19 protein-coding genes are annotated in these 19,291 nt (G+C 32.4%); 4 read left to right on the top strand and 15 right to left on the bottom strand.

Annotated features, from left to right (window positions below):
* Positions 1-181: 181 nt before the first annotated feature.
* A complete protein-coding gene (locus V7056_RS04740; protein WP_499699759.1) occupies positions 182-1,537 on the top strand; it encodes an MATE family efflux transporter in 1,356 nt (451 codons plus the stop codon).
* A 333-nt stretch (positions 1,538-1,870) separates the two neighbouring features.
* Here the strand turns inward: V7056_RS04740 and V7056_RS04735 are convergent, their stop codons facing one another.
* The 3 genes from V7056_RS04735 to V7056_RS04725 all read right to left on the bottom strand — a co-directional run bounded on the left by V7056_RS04735 (position 1,871) and on the right by V7056_RS04725 (position 4,983).
* Positions 1,871-2,599: a GntR family transcriptional regulator gene (locus V7056_RS04735; RefSeq protein ID WP_499699757.1), complete on the bottom strand. Its 729-nt coding sequence runs from the start codon at positions 2,597-2,599 to the stop codon at positions 1,871-1,873.
* Between the two features lie 64 nt (positions 2,600-2,663).
* Entirely contained in the window at positions 2,664-3,446 is a 783-nt protein-coding gene (frlD, locus tag V7056_RS04730; RefSeq protein WP_499699755.1) for a fructoselysine 6-kinase, read from the bottom strand.
* 328 nt (positions 3,447-3,774) lie between these two features.
* On the bottom strand, positions 3,775-4,983 hold the full coding sequence (locus V7056_RS04725; protein WP_499699753.1) for a serine hydrolase domain-containing protein: 1,209 nt from the start codon (positions 4,981-4,983) through the stop codon (positions 3,775-3,777).
* A gap of 178 nt (positions 4,984-5,161) precedes the next feature.
* On the opposite strand from V7056_RS04725, the gene V7056_RS04720 reads away from it, so the two are divergent.
* Positions 5,162-5,791, top strand: coding sequence for a trimeric intracellular cation channel family protein (locus tag V7056_RS04720; RefSeq protein ID WP_499699751.1), 630 nt, complete (start codon positions 5,162-5,164; stop codon positions 5,789-5,791).
* 53 nt (positions 5,792-5,844) lie between these two features.
* On the opposite strand, the gene V7056_RS04715 is transcribed toward V7056_RS04720, so the two are convergent.
* Positions 5,845-6,393, bottom strand: coding sequence for an NADPH-dependent FMN reductase (locus tag V7056_RS04715; protein ID WP_499699749.1), 549 nt, complete (start codon positions 6,391-6,393; stop codon positions 5,845-5,847).
* Between the two features lie 307 nt (positions 6,394-6,700).
* Here V7056_RS04715 and V7056_RS04710 point away from each other — a divergent pair, with 307 nt between their 5' ends.
* Complete coding sequence (locus V7056_RS04710; protein ID WP_499699747.1) at positions 6,701-7,615, top strand: DMT family transporter; 915 nt, start codon at positions 6,701-6,703, stop codon at positions 7,613-7,615.
* 847 nt (positions 7,616-8,462) lie between these two features.
* Here V7056_RS04710 and recQ read toward each other — a convergent pair.
* From recQ to V7056_RS04670, 8 genes are all read right to left on the bottom strand, one after another.
* The gene (gene recQ / locus V7056_RS04705; protein WP_499699745.1) at positions 8,463-10,571 is read right to left on the bottom strand and encodes a DNA helicase RecQ; all 2,109 of its coding nucleotides are present in this window, start codon (positions 10,569-10,571) and stop codon (positions 8,463-8,465) included.
* 44 nt (positions 10,572-10,615) lie between these two features.
* On the bottom strand, positions 10,616-11,056 hold the full coding sequence (locus V7056_RS04700) for a YaiI/YqxD family protein (RefSeq protein ID WP_499699742.1): 441 nt from the start codon (positions 11,054-11,056) through the stop codon (positions 10,616-10,618).
* Positions 11,040-11,756 (bottom strand): pseudouridine synthase, encoded by a 717-nt coding sequence (locus tag V7056_RS04695; RefSeq protein ID WP_499699740.1) that lies wholly within the window; start codon positions 11,754-11,756, stop codon positions 11,040-11,042. Before V7056_RS04695 ends, V7056_RS04700 begins: the two co-directional genes overlap by 17 nt.
* Before the next feature lie 140 nt (positions 11,757-11,896).
* Positions 11,897-12,400 carry an ankyrin repeat domain-containing protein gene (locus V7056_RS04690; RefSeq protein ID WP_499699739.1) on the bottom strand — a complete coding sequence of 168 codons (504 nt, stop codon included), beginning with the start codon at positions 12,398-12,400 and terminating at the stop codon, positions 11,897-11,899.
* A complete protein-coding gene (locus V7056_RS04685; protein ID WP_499699737.1) occupies positions 12,397-13,347 on the bottom strand; it encodes a 5-oxoprolinase subunit C family protein in 951 nt (316 codons plus the stop codon). Before V7056_RS04685 ends, V7056_RS04690 begins: the two co-directional genes overlap by 4 nt.
* A gap of 6 nt (positions 13,348-13,353) precedes the next feature.
* Positions 13,354-14,109: a 5-oxoprolinase subunit PxpA gene (locus tag V7056_RS04680; RefSeq protein WP_499699767.1), complete on the bottom strand. Its 756-nt coding sequence runs from the start codon at positions 14,107-14,109 to the stop codon at positions 13,354-13,356.
* A complete protein-coding gene (pxpB, locus tag V7056_RS04675; protein WP_499699735.1) occupies positions 14,099-14,842 on the bottom strand; it encodes a 5-oxoprolinase subunit PxpB in 744 nt (247 codons plus the stop codon). Before pxpB ends, V7056_RS04680 begins: the two co-directional genes overlap by 11 nt.
* On the bottom strand, positions 14,829-15,446 hold the full coding sequence (locus tag V7056_RS04670; RefSeq protein WP_499699733.1) for a pyroglutamyl-peptidase I: 618 nt from the start codon (positions 15,444-15,446) through the stop codon (positions 14,829-14,831). Before V7056_RS04670 ends, pxpB begins: the two co-directional genes overlap by 14 nt.
* A gap of 227 nt (positions 15,447-15,673) precedes the next feature.
* Between V7056_RS04670 and V7056_RS04665 the strand changes: the two genes are divergently transcribed.
* A complete protein-coding gene (locus V7056_RS04665) occupies positions 15,674-16,426 on the top strand; it encodes a L,D-transpeptidase family protein (protein ID WP_499699731.1) in 753 nt (250 codons plus the stop codon).
* 86 nt (positions 16,427-16,512) lie between these two features.
* On the opposite strand, the gene V7056_RS04660 is transcribed toward V7056_RS04665, so the two are convergent.
* From V7056_RS04660 to V7056_RS04650, 3 genes are read right to left on the bottom strand one after another with little or no spacing between them, the layout of a single operon-like run.
* On the bottom strand, positions 16,513-17,001 hold the full coding sequence (locus V7056_RS04660; RefSeq protein ID WP_499699729.1) for a heme-degrading domain-containing protein: 489 nt from the start codon (positions 16,999-17,001) through the stop codon (positions 16,513-16,515).
* A gap of 24 nt (positions 17,002-17,025) precedes the next feature.
* Positions 17,026-18,069 (bottom strand): oxidoreductase, encoded by a 1,044-nt coding sequence (locus V7056_RS04655; protein ID WP_499699727.1) that lies wholly within the window; start codon positions 18,067-18,069, stop codon positions 17,026-17,028.
* Between the two features lies 1 nt (position 18,070).
* Positions 18,071-18,841, bottom strand: a complete 771-nt coding sequence (locus V7056_RS04650; protein ID WP_499699725.1) for a DeoR/GlpR family DNA-binding transcription regulator — start codon at positions 18,839-18,841, stop codon at positions 18,071-18,073.
* Positions 18,842-19,291 lie beyond the last annotated feature (450 nt).

Raw genomic sequence — 19,291 nt, 5'->3', positions numbered from 1 at the left:
AGAATATTTCTTTGCAAGTGAAGCACCTAGTCCACTTCCTGCTCCAGTAATAACGATTACTTGATTTTTCAATTCAATTCCAACTTTCTGTTCAAAGTTAATTAATAAAGAAGATTTACATATAGCAATTAAACCAAAACATGATACAATTGTAAAAGTGTTTGTTTAGGAGGTCGATCAAATGAATACGACAAAAAAGGGAAAAATATCTCACTTTTTCACACTACTACTCCCAATCCTTGTAACTCAAGTGACATTATTTTCGATGTCATTTTTTGATACGATTATGTCAGGTAATAGTAGCCCACAAGATTTAGCTGGCGTTGCAATAGGTGTTAGTATTTGGGCTCCGATTAGTACTGGACTAACTGGAATTTTAGTCGCTGTCACTACAATGGTAGCTAATTTGAATGGTGCAAAGGAAGACAATAAAATTGCTCCACTCGTTATGCAAGCTCTTTATTTGGCTGGATTCCTTGCAATTATCATTATTTTCATTGGAATGTTTTCAATTCAACCAATCTTAAATCATATGAATCTAGAACCGAAAGTTCATCGAGTTGCACTTCATTTTATATTTGCATTATCATTTGGAATTTTACCATTATTTTTATACACTGTTCTTCGTCAATTTATTGATGGCTTAGGAAAAACAAGAACAACTATGATTATTACGATTGTGTCTGTTCCGGTCAATGTCATTTTAAATTATTTCCTCATTTTTGGAAAAGCTGGCTTACCACGACTTGGTGGTGTTGGCTCGGGTGTTGCATCTGCGATTACGTATTGGATCATTTTTGGTTTAGCTACTTATATTGTACAAACAAAAGAACCTTTTAAATCATACCGTATTTTTAAGAATTTTGTATCAGTTTCAATTGCTACGTGGAAAAGTATTTTAAAGCTAGGTGTACCAATTGGTTTAAGTATCTTTTTTGAAGTAAGTGTTTTTGCGGTTGTTACATTATTATTAAGTGAATTTGATACAGAAACAATTGCGGCTCACACTGTAGCAATGAATTTTGCAAGTATGTTGTATATGGTTCCACTTAGTATCTCAATGGCATTAACAATTGCAGTTGGATATGAAGTCGGAGCAAAGCAATTTCAAAATGCTAAGGAATACAGTAAAATCGGTTTAGTTATGGCTTTATTAATCGCATCTATCTTCGGTATTATTATCTACTTCTTTAGATATAATGTTGCTGGTTTATATACAAATGATTCGTCAGTTCAAACTTTGGCTGGTGGTTTCTTAATATTTGCGATTTTGTTCCAATTATTTGATGCGTTCGCTGCTCCAATTCAAGGTGCATTAAGAGGTTATAAAGATGTGAATGTAACATTACTAATGATGATTTTAGCGTATTGGATCATTGCCCTACCAGTTGGTTATGTATTAAAAAATACAGAATTAGGCGCAAAAGGTTATTGGATTGGCTTAATTGTTGGTTTATCGGTATCTGCCATCACATTAACTTACCGATTAATTCAATTACAAAATCAAAAGATGAAACTAGCAAAAGATATAGCTTAAGGAACATAAGACGTTAATTCTTAATTGAATTGGACGTCTTATTTTTTGTTTAATTTGAAAGGAAGTATTAATTAATGTAGAAAATATTTCTCCGATGGATCATCGTTCTGTCCGGATTTTATACTTTATGCCATATATTATTCGGTTTTAATAAAACTAAATTTACTAGTAGAATGACCAGTGCAATTGAAGCTTGCTTTTTTTTCAGCATACTTCACTATATAAATTTAAAGGAAAAAAGGAAGAAAAATAATTAAGTTACTTTAAAAAAATTGTAGATGCAAAAAGGATAGCTGCTTTTAGCTATCCTTTATTTTGCTATCTGATTATGTATTATCTTGCTCGATGAACAGTTAAGTTGACTTTTTTGGTTTCACAAACAAAAGTAGAAAGATGCACTGGTTCATCATTTGAATCAAAAGCAATCTTTACAATTTTATACAGATTAGATCCAATATCACAATCTAATAATTTAGCATATTCTGTTGTTGCACCAATGACATCAATAATTTTATCGTTCGCAACGATTTCTGTTTGATACTCATTTGATAGAATTTTATATGTAGATTCATCTTTTGCAATTTTCTGTTCTAAATTTGGAAAACGAAGTAAGGAATAGTATGCAATATCATAAAAAAGCGGATGATCATTTACATACATTAACCTTTCTAATTCTAGTACAGGACTACCCTCTTCTATGTTTAGACGATTTGCTACATCGTACGATGCGTCAATGATTTCACTTTTCAAAATTCGTGAGTTAGGAATCATCCCTAATTGATGGCTAAACTCCGAAAATCCACTAACAGAAATCAATTCATTATGAAATTTCTGATTTGTCACAAAAGTCCCTCTGCGCGGAATACGAGTCAATGAACCTTCTCTTACTAATTCTTCAATTGCTTTTCTGATTGTAATACGACTCACATTGTAAAGTTCACAAAGCTCAGCCTCTGTAGGAATTTGTTCTTCTGGTTTATACTTGCCTTCCTTTATATCATCTTGGAGCATCTGTCTAATCTGCATATATAAAGGCTGGGTAGTTGAAGAATTTAATTTCATTTATCTTCATCCTTTTCCAATCTATTCATTTATAGATTGATTATACATCGATAACTTGTTCTCGTCACCATGCACCAAAATAACTGATTGTTTTTGCAGCTGTTTCAGACCCTATTTGTAAACATTCATTGATTTCATATCCTTTTAAACGCCCAAAAAGAAATCCTGAAATAAACGAATCTCCCGCACCCATTGTATCAACTACATTTCCTTTAACGACATCGTGTTTATAAAACTGTTTACCATCATAGGCTAAAGAGCCATTTTCTCCTAGTGTAGCTACAACAACTTTAGAACCTAAATTGAAAACTTCCTTTAAAAATGCTCTAATATACGAGTCATCATTTGTATATGAGAAAAATGAATAATCAACAAAACGTGGTAATGTTTTAACTAGTTCGTGATGTAACTGATCGGAGAAATCGAATGAAGTTTGTAATCCCTTTTCCCTTAAAATTGAAATAAATGGATCTACATGCCCCCATATACCTGCATGTACTAATTCGAATGTTTCTATATAATCAATCTCTTTTGCTGATAGTGTAAAATCCGCCATTACTCCTTCATCATATTGACCAAACTGACGGTCATTATTTACTAATTCAACATATGTAATGGCTGTATTACCTTCTTTTTTAGAAACAAATGAAGCGTCCACACCTCTACTTTGGATCGCTTTTATCATTTTATCTCCATAAGCATCTGTACCTACCCAGCCTATATATGCTGAATCTACACCTAAATCCTTTAAATACACGCTTACATTAACCGGATTTCCTCCAGGGTATGCTTCACCTCTATTTTGATAAACGTCCATACAATTATCTCCAACAGTTACGATTCTCACAGTTTTCCCTACTTCCACTTTGTATTTGATTAAATGTGTTCATCATTTGATACAATTGCATTAGTTGTTCTATTAAAAGTTTAATTGTTATGTCTTGTATTATAACAATATATTACATTATTCACAATCTTTTTTTAATAATATACTCTAATTAAATACCCCTTCTTACTCCTCCCGTTTAGTCTTATCCCGAATTTTAACTGTTGTATTTTTTCAATAAAATTAGGAAGTCAGATTATATTAAACTCTAACTTCCAGGAAAAAAATATTGATGATATTTAGATTAAAGAATTTAATTCAATCCAATGCATTTTCATAAACTTCTTTTTCATTCAATATATGGTTTAATTGTATGTCCAAAGATTACTTCAGCTAATTCTTTTTCAACCTCAAATCTACTATTGTTTTGTAGGTTGAAATTTGCACCATTTAATACAAAAATAATCCCAAACTTTTTTTCTTCATTCCAATACAAATTACTAATCAGACCATAAGCCTCACCTGCATGACCAATCATTTCTTTATTATCAGACAGGAAATCATGACTAATATGAAGACCTAATCCCATTTTCGAGAAAAAATGGTTCTCCTCTTCTCTCATCCAGTGAACTGATTTCATTACATTCAATGATTCTTCCTTAAGCAAACTTGTTCCATTATATACTCCATTCATTAGAGCTCGTAAAAACTTACTTAACTCAAATGCAGAAGAACGAAGGCCACCTTGAGGTTCAAATAAACCACCGTGCGTTCCAGGTATATAATGTTTCAAAGAATCCATGTTAAAACTAGTTTCATTTGCGTCTTGTATTGTAACTTTATAATTTTTCGAGATTCTATCTACTTCATATAAATTGCCGAATTCATGGTCCTTTTTCATGCCGGCATAAGAAAATGCAACATGTTCCATTCCTAGTGGTTTAAAAATGTTTTGTTGAATAAAAGAATCGAATCGTATACCTGAAACTCGTTCAATAATTGCTCCACATATGATCGCACCAATATTAGAATATACCCAATTTGAAGAATTCCCTGGCTGCCAATCTCCCCAAATTTGATGAGTATAGTATTTTCCACCTGGGACTAATAAATCTTTAAGACTTACACTTTGATCAGTCTGACCGTCCTTAATGAACTTTGCATAAATACTGTTAGACTCTTCGTCTGCCGTAAGTGAAGATGTGTGGGTTAAAATTTGTTTTAATGTAATGATTGAATTTGGATGTTTTGGATTTCTTACTTCAAAGCCAATATAGTCACTAATATCGGTATCCAATCTTAAGTGTTGTCTTTCAAACAGTTGCATGATTGCAGTTGCAGTAAATAATTTTGAAATGGAAGCAATTCTAAACATCGTATTTTCAGATACAGGTTGATTCAAACATACGTCGCGATCCCCAAAGGAATCAGACCAAATAACTTGTTCCTTATATACAGACACTGCTTGACAGCCAATAATATTATATCGTTTCATAATTGCATCAATTTCTTGATAAAAAACTCTTGAAACTTCATTTTTGTTTAATTTATTATTCATTTTACTCTCTCCTAATTAAATTAAATTTGTATGCTAAATTCGTTTATTTTAAAGGTATTTTCTATGACGAAAAATATTTTTAAAATGAAGCGTTTTCAAAACTATTTTGATATTGTAATAGAAACTTCATGTTGATAAAATGATTCTTATGAAATTGTTTGTTAGGGGATAGAGGAGAATGATTTTAATCGAGGTTTTTGTATATGCAGGAATTATAGCGGCTAGTATCTCTGGTACTTTAGTCGGAATTCAAAAGAAATTGGATTTATTTGGTGTTGTTTTTTTAGCTGCATGTACAGCTTTAGGTGGAGGATTAATTCGAGATATTATTTTAGGTCAATCCATACCTAATGTATTTGTTAAGCCTCAATATTTTATTGTAAGTACTGTCATTTCTATTTTAACCTGGTTATTTTATCAACGTACATTACAGTTTCAAACTACTTTAATATTAACGGATGCAATTGGACTTGGTGTATTTACAGCGGTCGGTGCGTATTCTGCAATTGACCATGGATTAAAAGGCGCATTCTTAATTGTCTCAATGGGATTAATCACTGGAATCGGTGGTGGAATTATGCGAGATGTGTTCGCAAGGGAAATACCACTTGTTTTCCAAAAAGAAATCTATGCAATAGCAGCAATTGTCGGCTCATTTTCCATACTGATTACAAGTGAAATGTTCTCAAAATTATCATCTCTATATATTTGTTTTGTCATTACTACGCTAATTAGAATCATTGCGGTTCGTTACAAAGTAAATTTCCCAATTCGTAATGTAAATGACAAATCATTCCATATGGAATAAACTATACATTTAATGGCCCAAAACTAGTGTTTACTAGTAGAGGGCCATTTTTATTAGAAGCTTTTTGATTCTAAAAATTCTTTGTATAAAATTTCTTTTTGTACATATTCTTTTAATTCATCAATCACTTCAGTCACTTTTGTAAAAGCATCCTCTTTGACCGAAACATCATTTTCATTGAAATCAACTGGATCTAAAACTAGCTGTTTTGGAATTGCATTTCCATAAACACCTCTTATTACAGTTCTCGCATTATTTAGAGCATTAATGCCACCTTTTCCTCCACCAGCAACGGCCAATAAAGCAGTCGGCTTTTTCTTAAATGGTTCAGATCCAAACAACTCGATTAAATTTTTTAATGCACCGCTCATCGCATTATTATACTCAGGCGTACATAACACAATGCCATCTGCTTGAATTAGCATATTTCGAATTGATTTTACAGGATCTAATTCTTTTTGTTCAGCTTCGCCATTATATAAAGGTAATTCACCTAATGCTAAATCTACAAATGTAAAGTTAAAGGCTTCCACGAGTTGTTTTGCTAATACACCAGTTCGTCCAATTGCTCTTGGCGAACCATTTACTACGACAATATTCAATATAATTCTCCTCACTGTATTATGATGATGTACAAGATTATGTTTCGACACCTTTTCTAAAAATCCTTCTATAATTCTTATATTAATATTATAAAAGAAGATTTTTGAAATACCATGTTTTTCTATTTAATATGAGATATTTGGCTATAAATATATGCAGGTTGTATAAATATCAATATTGAATATAGATATTGAAAGCTTAAAAAAACGGAGGAATCATAAATAGAAACATTTTGGGAAACTATCAATTCTCCATATTTTCTATTATACTTATTTGACAGAATATTTAAATTAAGAAGGTGATGTTATGACAAAACAAGAGGTCAACAAGAAAGCAACGATTAGTATTATCATCGCAATGGCTATATTTGGAACGATTGGTTTTATTGCGCCAAAAACCGGACTTAAAGCAATTGATTTAGTATTTATACGATGTATTTTTGCAAGTATTTTTTTATTTTTAGTTTGGTTTTTAAGTGGCTTGCGTAAAAATGAAATCTATCATAAAAAAGATATTTTTCTTTCACTATTTAGTGGTGTCTTATTAGTTTGTAATTGGGTTTTTCTATTTAAATCCTTTGAAAATTTATCAGTAACGATTTCGATCTCTATCTACTATTTAGCACCTGTCGTCTTATTCTTAGCGGGAAGCCTTATTTTCAAAGAAAAAATAACGATCATACCTCTACTTGGTGTTTTTAGTAGTTTTATCGGTTCAATCCTACTATCAGGTATTAATTCAGATTTTACTTTAAAAACACTTCTTTCTTCCGGTGTTATTTGGGCATTTCTTGCTGCAATTTTTTATGGCTTTCTAATGATCGTTAACAAAGGAATCACTCAAACAAGTGCCTATTTTACGACACTTTTACAAACTACTTTAGGATTTATTTTACTTCTCCCTTTTGTAAAATTTAGTGCATTCCAAAACTTACATATGGAAAATTGGACTTTTATTTTAATTATTGGTTTCTTACATACAGGCGTGATTTATGCTCTATTTTTTGGCAATATTCGATTTCTGCCTGCAAATACGATCGCTGTCCTTACTTTTTTAGATCCAGCAGTAGCTATTGTATTAGATACTGTGATAACAGGATTTAAGCCAACTCCTCTTCAAATCGTAGGAATCTTCCTTACGTTTTTAGGAATTGCATTAATCATGCTACTTAATTCTACTAAAAAAGAAGTTAGTAATTCATCAAAAAAGATTGCAAATTGATCAGAACTAAGTAAAAAGAAAGACAACTTCATTGTCAAATTATACTAAAAGTACTATAATAGTATCATTAAGAATATACTAAAAGAGATGTGCTGCATACACATCTCCTTCCGAGTAGTAATTGTAAAGTTGCTTCCTCGGACCTAGTGAATATAGCCACCACATCCATTCGAGGGGTAGGGTGGTTATTTTCTTTTATTCAAAGAAACGACGATACCGATTACACTTAAGATTACAGTTGATGTTATTCCAATACTTTGGATTAATAGTGTTGCAATCTCATAACCAGTCACCAAATCACCTCCCTTCAACCGAAGAAAGGCACCTACCACAACTCTACTCTACCTAATTTTACCATAAAGAATTCTAGAATACCAGAATATATGTTCTATTTTTATGCAATAAAATTTAATCATTTACTAGTCTGATAAATTTTCTGAAAATATATTCTAGTACTTTACTATGGAATAGACTTGATCTATTTCATCAGTTATTCCACTTTCGTAATTCTTCCTACTCTATTCCCATTTAAAATAAATGAAAAGCTCAATCTATTATTGAAGATTACTTTATTTATAAATCTCCTCTTCATCCTCTCCCATCCTTTCCATTTTTAACGACTGTTCGTAAATCTGTTGAAAAAGAAACAACTTATCTAGATCGTACAATATCACAGGATAAAGACTATACTTACGTAATTACAGCAGTTGATCGTAATCACAATGAAAGCAAAGAGACTAAAAAAATATCTGTACATGCAAATAAACATTAATAACTCGCCCTTTACTATAAAGATAAAGAGCTTCCAATAATGGAAGCTCTTTTTTGCATTAAATGGTACCAAACTTTATATTCCAGCTTTCATAATTGCCGCTTTGATCATGAAGTAGCTAATGTCAGAATGGAGCTCTTCTTTTATTGGTTTTAGCTTTTCACTTCCAACCACTTTAATCGCAGCATTTATCTCTTTTTCTATATCGATTGGTAAAATTTCATTCCATTCAAATGTCGTATCCTCTACTGCTCCTTGAAGTATATGACTTTCAATCGTTACTGGATTTAACCCTCTTTGCTTTGCTATTTGTTTAATATCTAATCCTTCTTTATATAAATCATAAGAGATTTCATGTGAAGGAATCTTTTCCTTCATTGAAGAGATGCTCGGTTTATTTGTATATTTAATTTGATTCGCCGCCTTATACGCCTGAATACATTCAATAAATTGATTACCAAATCGTTGCTGTTTTTGAAGCCCTACACCTTTAGCCTTTAAAAATTCCTCGTCTGTTTCAGGTAGTAATTTACACAAATCTCGTAAAGTGCTATCGGAAAATACAACAAATGGTGGAACAGCTAATTCTGTGGCAATTTCTTTACGTAATGCACGTAATTGTTCAAATAACTCATTGTTTGTAGTAGTTGCTTCAACAATAACCTCTTCTTTTTTCATTACCTGAACTTTATTTAAAAGTACTTCTCTACCTCTATTTGTTACAGTTAGTAAAGGAAATTTACCATCGGTTACACCTATATATTGTTCAGACGTTAAAAAGTCAATCAAGTCTCCTACATTTTTTAATGTACGATTTTTTAACAGTCCATAGGTTGATAATGTCTGGAAGTTAAACTCTAGTAATTTTTTATTTGACGAACCTGTTAATACAGATGCAACCATAGTCTTACCAAATCGTTCACCCATTCTAATAATACATGATAAAACGATTTGAGCATCTTTTGTAATATCAATAGAAGAACGTTGATCGATACAATTACTACATTTTCCACATTTTTGATTAGTTTGATCTCCAAAATAGTGAAGAATAAAAGCTTGTAAACATGTCTCTAGGTAACTGTAATCCTTCATTGACTGTAGCTTTTGTATTTCTTGTTTTTCTCTATTAAAATCATGAGTTGACTGCTCAATTAAAAATCTTTGAATTTGTACATCTTGCGCATTAAAAAGTAGAATACACTCACTTTCTAATCCATCTCGCCCAGCTCTTCCTGCCTCTTGATAGTAACTTTCCATGTTTTTAGGCATTTGATAATGAATGACATATCTCACATTTGATTTATCAATACCCATCCCAAACGCATTTGTTGCTACAATGACATTTATATCATCCTGAAGAAATGCATCTTGTTGTCTTGATCTTTCTGCATCACTTAAACCTGCATGATATCTTCCAACTGACACACCAAGTTTTTTCAGTTGCTCTGTTACTTTATCAACTTCTTTTCTAGTTGCAGCATAAATAATTCCAGCTTCATTTTTATTCTTTTTTACATAATTAGAAATATAATCAAGTCTATTTTGTCCTCTAATAACCTTAAAAGACAGATTTTCTCTTCCAAATCCTGTGATAATTGCACTCTCTTCTTCAATGCCTAATTGACTACAAATATCAGTTTTTACTTGTGGGGTAGCTGTTGCCGTTAGTGCAAGTATTGTAGGATTAGATGGTAATTCAGTAATTAAATGTTTAATTCTTAAATAACTTGGTCTAAAATCGTGCCCCCATGATGAAATACAATGTGCTTCATCTACTGCCACTAGTTTAATAGGCAATTGCCTTAACTGATTGATAAAACTTTCAGATTCAAGTCGTTCTGGTGCAATATAAAGTATTTTATATTCTCCAATGCTTAAATCCATCAATCTTTCATTTACCTCATGATATGAAAGTGAACTATTGATAAAAGTGGATGGAATTCCTACTTGGTGTAGGGAATCAACTTGGTCTTTCATTAAAGAGATTAGTGGAGAAATGACGAGGGTAACTCCTTGGAGTATTGTCGCTGGAATTTGGTAACAAATTGATTTCCCTCCACCCGTTGGCATGATGCCAGCGGTGTGTTGACCTGACAAAACTCGATCGATAATTTGTTCTTGTCCTTTTCTAAATTGATCATATCCAAAGTATTCCTTTAAGTTCTTCCTTGCTAAAGTTAACATGCGCTCCTCCTTTTTTGTAGATTTTATTCCTTCACTTTATTGTACTACATTGTAATCATCGTTAACATTTTTCTTAAGCCAATTTCAAAATTTGTATTATCTTCTTTTTGGCGTTTTTTAGGTCCTTTAATCCTTCCACCTGCATTACGAATTTTCTTTGAAACATAGCGTGAATGAAGGAGAGAATCAATGTTTTCATTCGTATATTGATGGCCGTTTTGATTTAATACATATGCTTGCTTTGATAAAACCATAGCTGCAAGTCCATAATCTTGCGTAATAACTACATCGCCTTTTGTTACTCTATTAACTAATGCAAAATCAACAGCATCTGCACCTTGAGAAATGATGATTGTTTCTGCCCCTTCCCTTTGCATAATATGAGCAGTATCACATAGTAAAAGTACTGAGACATTAAACTCTTTTGCAATTTGTATCGTTTCATTTACAACTGGACATCCATCTGCATCAATTAAGATTTTCATTCATTTCTTCCTCTTTCAATTGGTCTATAAGCATTTTTAATTCTAAATCTGATAGAGATCTCCATTTTCCTACTTCAAGATTCTCTAAATGAATGTTCATAATACGAATTCTCTTCAGTTTTAATACTTTATATCCGAAATGCTTAGCCATTTTACGAATTTGACGGTTTAAACCTTGTGTTAAAACAATACGAAAAGTACATTCATCCAATCTCGTCACTTCACACTTTTTTGTAATGTCATCTCCTATTGGCACTCCATCAGACATACCGACCAAAAATTCATGGTCAAATGGCTTATCAACCGTTACGATATATTCTTTTTCATGCCCATTTTCACTATGCAGGATTTTATGAGCTATAGGTCCATCATTTGTAAGGATAATTAACCCCTCTGAATCTTTATCTAGCCTTCCAACTGGAAATAATCTTTTCGGATAATTGACAAAATCTATTATATTTCCTTCTACTGTATGTAAACCAGTACATGTGATACCAACTGGTTTGTTTAAAATGATATAATGCTTTTCATTTGATAATTGGATCACTTCACCATTTATTTCCACGATATCTTGATGATCAACCATACTATTTTTTTCCGCAAGAACACCATTTATTTTAACTTCACCAGCCGCAACAAGCCTTTCTGCTGCGCGTCTTGAACAATATCCTGATGCACTAATAAAAACATTTATTCTCAAAACAATTCCTCTTTTTCATAACTTTTATATCATCATAACAAAAAGTGTTGTGACAATACAGCGTTCACAACACAACAAATTTTTATTTATTAACAAGAATATTGATTTACTTTAAATCCACTTACCCTAAAAGCCATATTTTAGTTAATCGCTTGTGATAAGAAATGACTAAATTCCGTATGGTTACGTTCTTCAGCAATATGTAAAGGTGTTTTACCAGCATTGCTTTTATATATTTTTGCGCCATTTCCTATTAATAGTTTTGCTATTGAAATGCTACCTTCGAATGCAGCAATATGTAAAGGTGTATGTCCTTCACTATCCTTTATGTTACAATCTGCTCCGTTTAACAGTAAACACTCTATCGTTTCAATTGATTTAGCACCTGCAATTGATGCGTGTAATGCTGTGTTTTGAGGGATAAATGAAATTTTCGAATGTGAAATAGCATTGATTTCTGCACCATGTGACAATAAATTTTTGACAACTTCAATTTTTCCAAAATGAGCTGCAATACCTAATAGTGTTAAACCACTTTCATTTTCCTTATTCACTAAAGCTGGTTGCTCACTTAATAGCTTGTCTACTAATTGATGGTCTCCAATTTCAGCGGCATGAAATAAAGTTGTTATTGTTTCTATCATGAAAATCTCTCCTTTATTGTGTTTTGCCTTACTAATAGTAAATTCTTTAGAAATTTTTCATACTCAATATTTCGATTTTTCGCACTCTCTATATCTATTGCAACTAATTTTATGTATTCTCCTTGCTTTGCTTGAGAAATCACTGGCAAATCAGAGTGAATAATTGTACCCAATGTCACATATCCACCAGTCGTTTGACAATCTGCGAGGAGAATGATTGGCTGCCCGCTTGATAATATTTGAATAGTACCAAATGTCGTACCCTCTGAAAGAATATTGGCATTCAATTCTTGATTGATCTTTTTATTTGTACTTAAATACATGCCCATTCTATTGCTTGTTCCTATTAATAAATTTTTTGACAATTGATTTTTTAAATCAGTAGGTAATATGTTAAAATGACTACTCTTAATATAGTGAACCACTTTTTTATTTAAATGGCTTGGATGCCACTCATTATTTAGACCGAATAAATCACGCTTATCGTTATGATACCCTTGAATAATCATTCCTTTTTGAATGACCAAACCTAACTTAGCAAGAGCATAAGAAGATTGACTCTCAAAATCTACTTTACTACATATACCATTTGGTACTGCAATATAAGCGTAAACGCCACTTTTTGCACCATGAAAAGTTAAGATATCATTTTGTTTCAATCGGATCACTTGATACATTGGAATTGCTCTTCCATTAATTGTAGGAGATAGATCAGCTCCAGTAATAACGATATCCACATCATGACATACTTTTAAAATCATACCACCCAGAGCAACTTCAATACTCGCAACATCACGTTTGTTCCCAAGTAATATATTGCCAATTTGATAAGCTAGTTGATCCATTGCTCCGGAAACTGGTATACCTAAATGTCTAAAATTCCTTCTGCCCATATCTTGAATTGTAACTAGTACCCCGACCTTTAACACTTCAAATAATAAAATCAATATCTTTTACTCTCCAACTGTTTTGACAACTATATTATGTTGATGAAGACTCTTTCGTAATTCAACTGCTAACTCGGCCCCTATAACTGAATCACTATGTAGGCAAATCGTATCAGCATTTAATGTGATAATTTTCCCTGAATTTGTTGTAACTGTATTCGTAGTTATCATTTGAATTGCTTGTTCTACTGCTTCTTTTGTATTCTTATGTACAGAAAAAGGCAGACTCCGATCAACAAGTAATCCATCCTCTTGATATGTACGATCTGCAAATACTTCAGAAGCATATGGGATATTCATTTCAATTGCTGCTTCTATTAATTTACTATTTGAAAGTCCATATAAAATTAAAGATGAGTCAAAAGTTTTAATCGCTTTTGTGATTGCTAATGCTAGATTACTATTTTTTGCTGCCATATTGTATAAAGCACCATGAGGCTTTACATGATGTAGCTCCACTTTATGAGCTCTACAGACTGAATACAAAGCACCTATTTGATAAAGTACTAGTTGATAAATTTCATCTTCTGTAAAAGTCATTTCTCTACGTCCAAAACCAAGTAAGTCAGGAAAACTTGGATGTGCCCCTATTGAAATATTATATTTTTTTGCAAGCTTAACCGTTTCAAAGATTGTAAACGGATCTCCTGCGTGAAAGCCACATGCAATATTTGCTGATGAAATATGAGGCATGATCCTTTCATCATCTATTTGATACCGTCCAAAACTTTCACCAATATCGCTATTCAAATCAATTTTCAGCAACTTCGAGCACTTCCTTCTTGAGCGAAAATGAGCCTTCTTTAATAGAATTATCTATTTCTGCAAATTCAATCTCATTAATTGATTTAAATCGTAAAAAACTTCCTGGTTGAAACAATACCGTATCGTCACCATTATTTGAAAAGATATTGACTGGTGTTTGACCAATAATATTCCAACCCCCAGGCGATTCAAACGGATATATTCCTGTTTGTTCCCCTGCAATTCCAACAGCCCCTTGTCGAACAAGTTTAGGCTTTTTCAACCTAGGTGTAGCTAATTTTGGGTTCAGTCCCCCGAGATATGGAAAACCAGGCAAAAAACCAATCATATAAATTCGATATAAGTTTTCCTGATGCATCTGAATTACTTCATTAATTGAAATATGATGAAGATTCATGACATTCTCGATATCAGGACCATATTGCAATCCGTAACAAACAGGAATTTCATATATTGTTTTCTTTTGTTTAAGATTTATAGTTTGCAAATTAAGTATTAGCGCTACTACTTCTTTCTTTAATTCAAAAAATGAATATGTATTCGAGTCATAAAACAAGGTAACAGAATGATACGAAGGAACAACACCAGTAATTTTAAACCCCAATTTATTTTTAATTTGGCTTGAGATAACGTGTACCAAATCATTCGTTTCATCTGAAATTGAATCCCCTACATAACACACAATACCAGAACATCCAACAGGATGAATTGATACTTTAATTTTCTTCATTTGTGCTAATAACTTCTAACGCTAGCTTGATTGCATTTGTTAAATCAGATTGTGACCAGCTAGGTAAATTTTTCTGTAAAACTACTAATTCATGTGAAGCAGGTATATGAATAAAACCACTTGGAATTGATATTTCTTTTTTCTTTAATTCATTAAGCATTTGATACATTACGTTATTGCATAAATAGGTTCCTGCTGAATTCGAAACTTCTGCTGGCATTTTATTTTCATTTAAATAATCGACAATTGCTTGTACAGGTAACGTTGAAAATAACCCATCTGGCCCTTTTTCATCGATTTTTTTACCAATAAATTTATTCCCTTGATTGTCTGCTGCACCATCATTACAGTTAATAGCGATGCGTTCTGGTGTTATTTTAAAACGGCCACCTGCTAGGCCCAAAGAAACGACTGCATTTGGATTGATTTCATGATAAAACTTAATGAGAAGATCACCCGCAGATTGAAAATCAACAGGTAAAATTTTACCTATAATTTTATACTTGCCAATAGTTTGTCCATCTAACTTTTTCACAATATTTTCCGTAGGGTTGATTGGAAAGTTTAAAAAAGGTTCAAAACCTGTTAATAGTAAAGTTTTCAATTTTATCAAAACCTTTCAAAAAAACGTATTGTTGCAATATTCTACAAAAGATTTGTATTTCCCTTTCATTCATTGCTAAATACTAGTTTCATTTAGGTAAGTTTCTTTTTATCTATAAAAAAATTTAACAATAATTAACAATTGGAAAATAGATGTAACAGAGACAACTACTTCAAACATAGGATTAAATGATGATTATCACTATGATTCCATGGGGAGGAAAGCGATTGATCAGAAAATTATTTACGTTGTTGATTTTGACTTGTCTTATTTTCGTAACTATAGGAATAAAGCCTAGTGAAGCGGCTGGAAATCAATTTGTGATTATTAATAAATCAACAAATCAGCTTGCTTATTATGAAAATGGGAAATTCATTAAAGTATTTAAAGTAGCTACGGGTAGTAAACCATCCTACACTCCTGAAGGTAAGTTTAAAATTGTAAATAAAATTGTAAACAGGCCGTACTATAAGGAGGGTATTCCCGGAGGTGATCCTCGAAATCCACTTGGAAACCGATGGCTTGGGTTAAATGCTCGAGGCACATGGGGCACAACATATGCCATTCATGGGAATAATAACCCTAGTTCAATTGGAAAATATGTTAGCTCTGGTTGTATTCGAATGTATGATAATGAAGTAGAATGGTTATTTGCTAGAATCAAAGTAAATACGCCAGTTGTCATAACAACATCTACAAAAGCTTTTAACACAATTGCAAAAGCAAATGGATATAAGGTATCTGGCACAAATCCCCCTATTCCTACTAGCAATGTAGGAATATTAAAAATAGGGAGTCGTGGTACTAGTGTAATATTACTACAGAAAAAACTAACAGCTCTTGGGTACAATACAAAAGGAATTGATGGCATATTTGGTTATCAAACAGATCAAGCTGTACGCAGATTTCAAAAAGACCATCTGTTAAAAGTTGATGGAATTGTTGGTGCTGCAACGATAAAAGCACTCGGTGGGTTATAGAGTGTAGCAAATATTAGAGGAGAAACCTCTATTTTTTTTTTAAAAAAAGAGTTGCTTGTAGCAACTCTTGAGTTTGATATATTGAATTAAAGATGGGCAGCTTTAGTCAGAAATTTAGTAAATGCCTCTACAATCAATCCATGATCCTCTTCCTGGGACAAGCCAGAAACTGTAATAACTCCAATGACGCCTGATCCTTCTATCGCGATTGGAAAAGCCCCACCATGAATAGCGTATTCAAACGGACTAACAGAATAAAATTCAAAATATGATCTGCCTTTCATCTCATTATAAAGTCGCATATAATATGAACTGTGGTGATGACGTAGAACAACATTTGTTTTCTTCTTAATCCATTCATCTTGGTCTGGCGTTGTACCATCCATAGCGTGATGGAAGATTGTCTGCCCATTTTTCACGATATTAATTGATACAGCTTTATTGATTTTTTTTGTAGCTTCAATGATTGATAATCCGATTTCTAGTGCATCTTCATTAGAAAAACGCTTAAAAACTAGTTTTTCTTCCTGCACTTTAATGAGGTCAAGTTTCTCTTGCATATTGGTATTTTCCACAGTAAACACTCCTTAAAGAACAATTTAATCTAAATAGATTGCTTTCTGTTCTAAACTACTTTTTTTTGCAGCTTCAATGATTTTTATGACTAATAAACCTTCTTGACCTGAAACTGGTGTACTTTTTCCATCATTAATGCTTTCGGCAATTTTTTTATAGTACGTTAAATAAGAACCATTTATTGTTTCAATTGTTTCCGATTTCACTGTGTCCCCGTCAATTGTATTAAGCGTACCGTAAAATTCAGGATTATCAGCTCCCCATGAATCATTTATAGGCTTTTTACCAGATTTAAGTGCATCTTCTTGTCCATCAAGGCCGTACTTAATAAAGCTTCCTTTGCTTCCATGAACCTGGAATCGCGGTCCATTATTCGGAACGATTGAACCAGAATGTAAAATAACTCTTAGCTTCTCGTATCCTAAAGTAAGATGGAAATAATCATCCGTTTCACCATTTTCTCTTTGAGCAAACACATCCGCTAATATAAATTTTGGCAATCCGAATAGTTGTAAGGCTTGATCGATTAAATGTGAACCTAAATCATACAATGTACCCGATCCAGGACCTTGCTTTTCTCTCCATCTATCCCGTACTTCTGGTCTAAAGCGATCAAAATGAGCCTGATATGTATTAACTTCTCCAAGCACCCCTTCACTCACTAGCTTCTTCACAGTTAAATAATCATTATCCCATCTTCTGTTATGATAAACGCTTAAAAGTAGGTTCTTTTCTTCGGCAATTTTGATTAGATGCTCTGCCTCCTGAGTTTCAACTACCATTGGTTTCTCCAAAATAACATGTTTACCAGCCATTAAGCTTTGTTTCGCCATCTCATAATGTAAACCACTTGGTGTTGTAATAACGACTAAATCAATCTCTTGATCATTAAGAACTTCTTCTAAACTTCTCACTACTTCAACGCCGCTCAAATCTTGATGAACTTTTTCCTTATTAGAACTTACTACTTTTAACACTTCAAATTCCTCTAAAACACTTAACAATGGTGCATGAAAAGTAGCTCCTGAAAGGCCATACCCAACCAAACCAACATTAATTTTTTTCATCTTATTCACTCTCTCCTTCTTCTTCGGTAACAATTAAATGTATATTATTTTCTATGATTTTTTTCAGCACAGCATCATCCGGCTGTGTATCTGTAATAATTACATCAAAGTCTGTAATGTCACAAACCTTGTGTAGAAATGTTTTTTCAAACTTTGAACGATCAGCAAGTAAAATAACTTGTCGTGCACGACTAATCATTTTCTTCTTTAAGAAAGCTTCTTCCTCATCAGGTGATGTTGCTCCTTCAGAGCTAATACCACAAGCACCTATAAAAAGCTGATCAAACATAAAGTCATTTAGAGTTTCAATCGTTCTAGGTCCAGTTAGATTTCTGTTTTTCCGATTGAATTTGCCTGGTAGTAAAAAAGTTGGAATCTCAGTATGCTCCCCTAATAAATCAACAATATCAATAGAATTTGTAATCACATTAACCTGCTTGTTTTCCATAAATTTAGCCATAAGTGCACCAGTTGAAGATGCATCGATCAATAAATCATAATGATCGTTTATCAAGAGAGAAGCGCTCTGAGCAATTCGCTCCTTACTTGCTGTCACTTTTCGTTCATTATAATCGATTAAACCCTTATTAGCTGATGGTAGTGTCGCTCCACCTTTGATTCTAATTATTTCTTCACGTTCCTCGAGTTTAACAAGATCTCTTCTTGCTGTATCCTTTGACACACTAAGCATTTCACATATTTCTTCTAATGAAATACTTTTATGAGAAGACAAATACTTTTTTATCAAAGTTAACCGTTGTTCTTGATACATAGACTACTGCCCCTTAAAATATTTCATTACTTGACTTCTATTATATAAGATGAATCAAGATATATCCATAATAAAACTTAAAATACTTAAGTTTAATAATTATTTTAAGTTTTGATACAAAATTATAATATCAAATTTATAATAGATTGCCCTATTAGCTTGCAGTAAGGATGGAGGAATTAATAGAAAAAATAGACGAAGAGATGTCAAAGGATTGAAAAGGCAATAATAACAAATAGAAGCTTTAGAACACTATAATAGAAGGCTTTTAATGGAATGATACTCGAACATAAATTAAGCCCAGAGTTTTTTAGAAACTCTGAGCTTTTATTATAACTTTCTATTAGTTGGTTCAACTTACTTTACAATTCACCTTTTATATTTACTAAACTTTGAAAATAATAATTTGCATCATTGTATGAGTCATATAAGTCAATAAATGTATTCAAA

This window comes from Bacillus sp. JJ664 (assembly GCF_036962205.1).
Classification (GTDB): Bacteria; Bacillota; Bacilli; order Bacillales; family Bacillaceae_G; genus Gottfriedia.
This window is presented reverse-complemented; position numbering and strand designations above follow the sequence as displayed.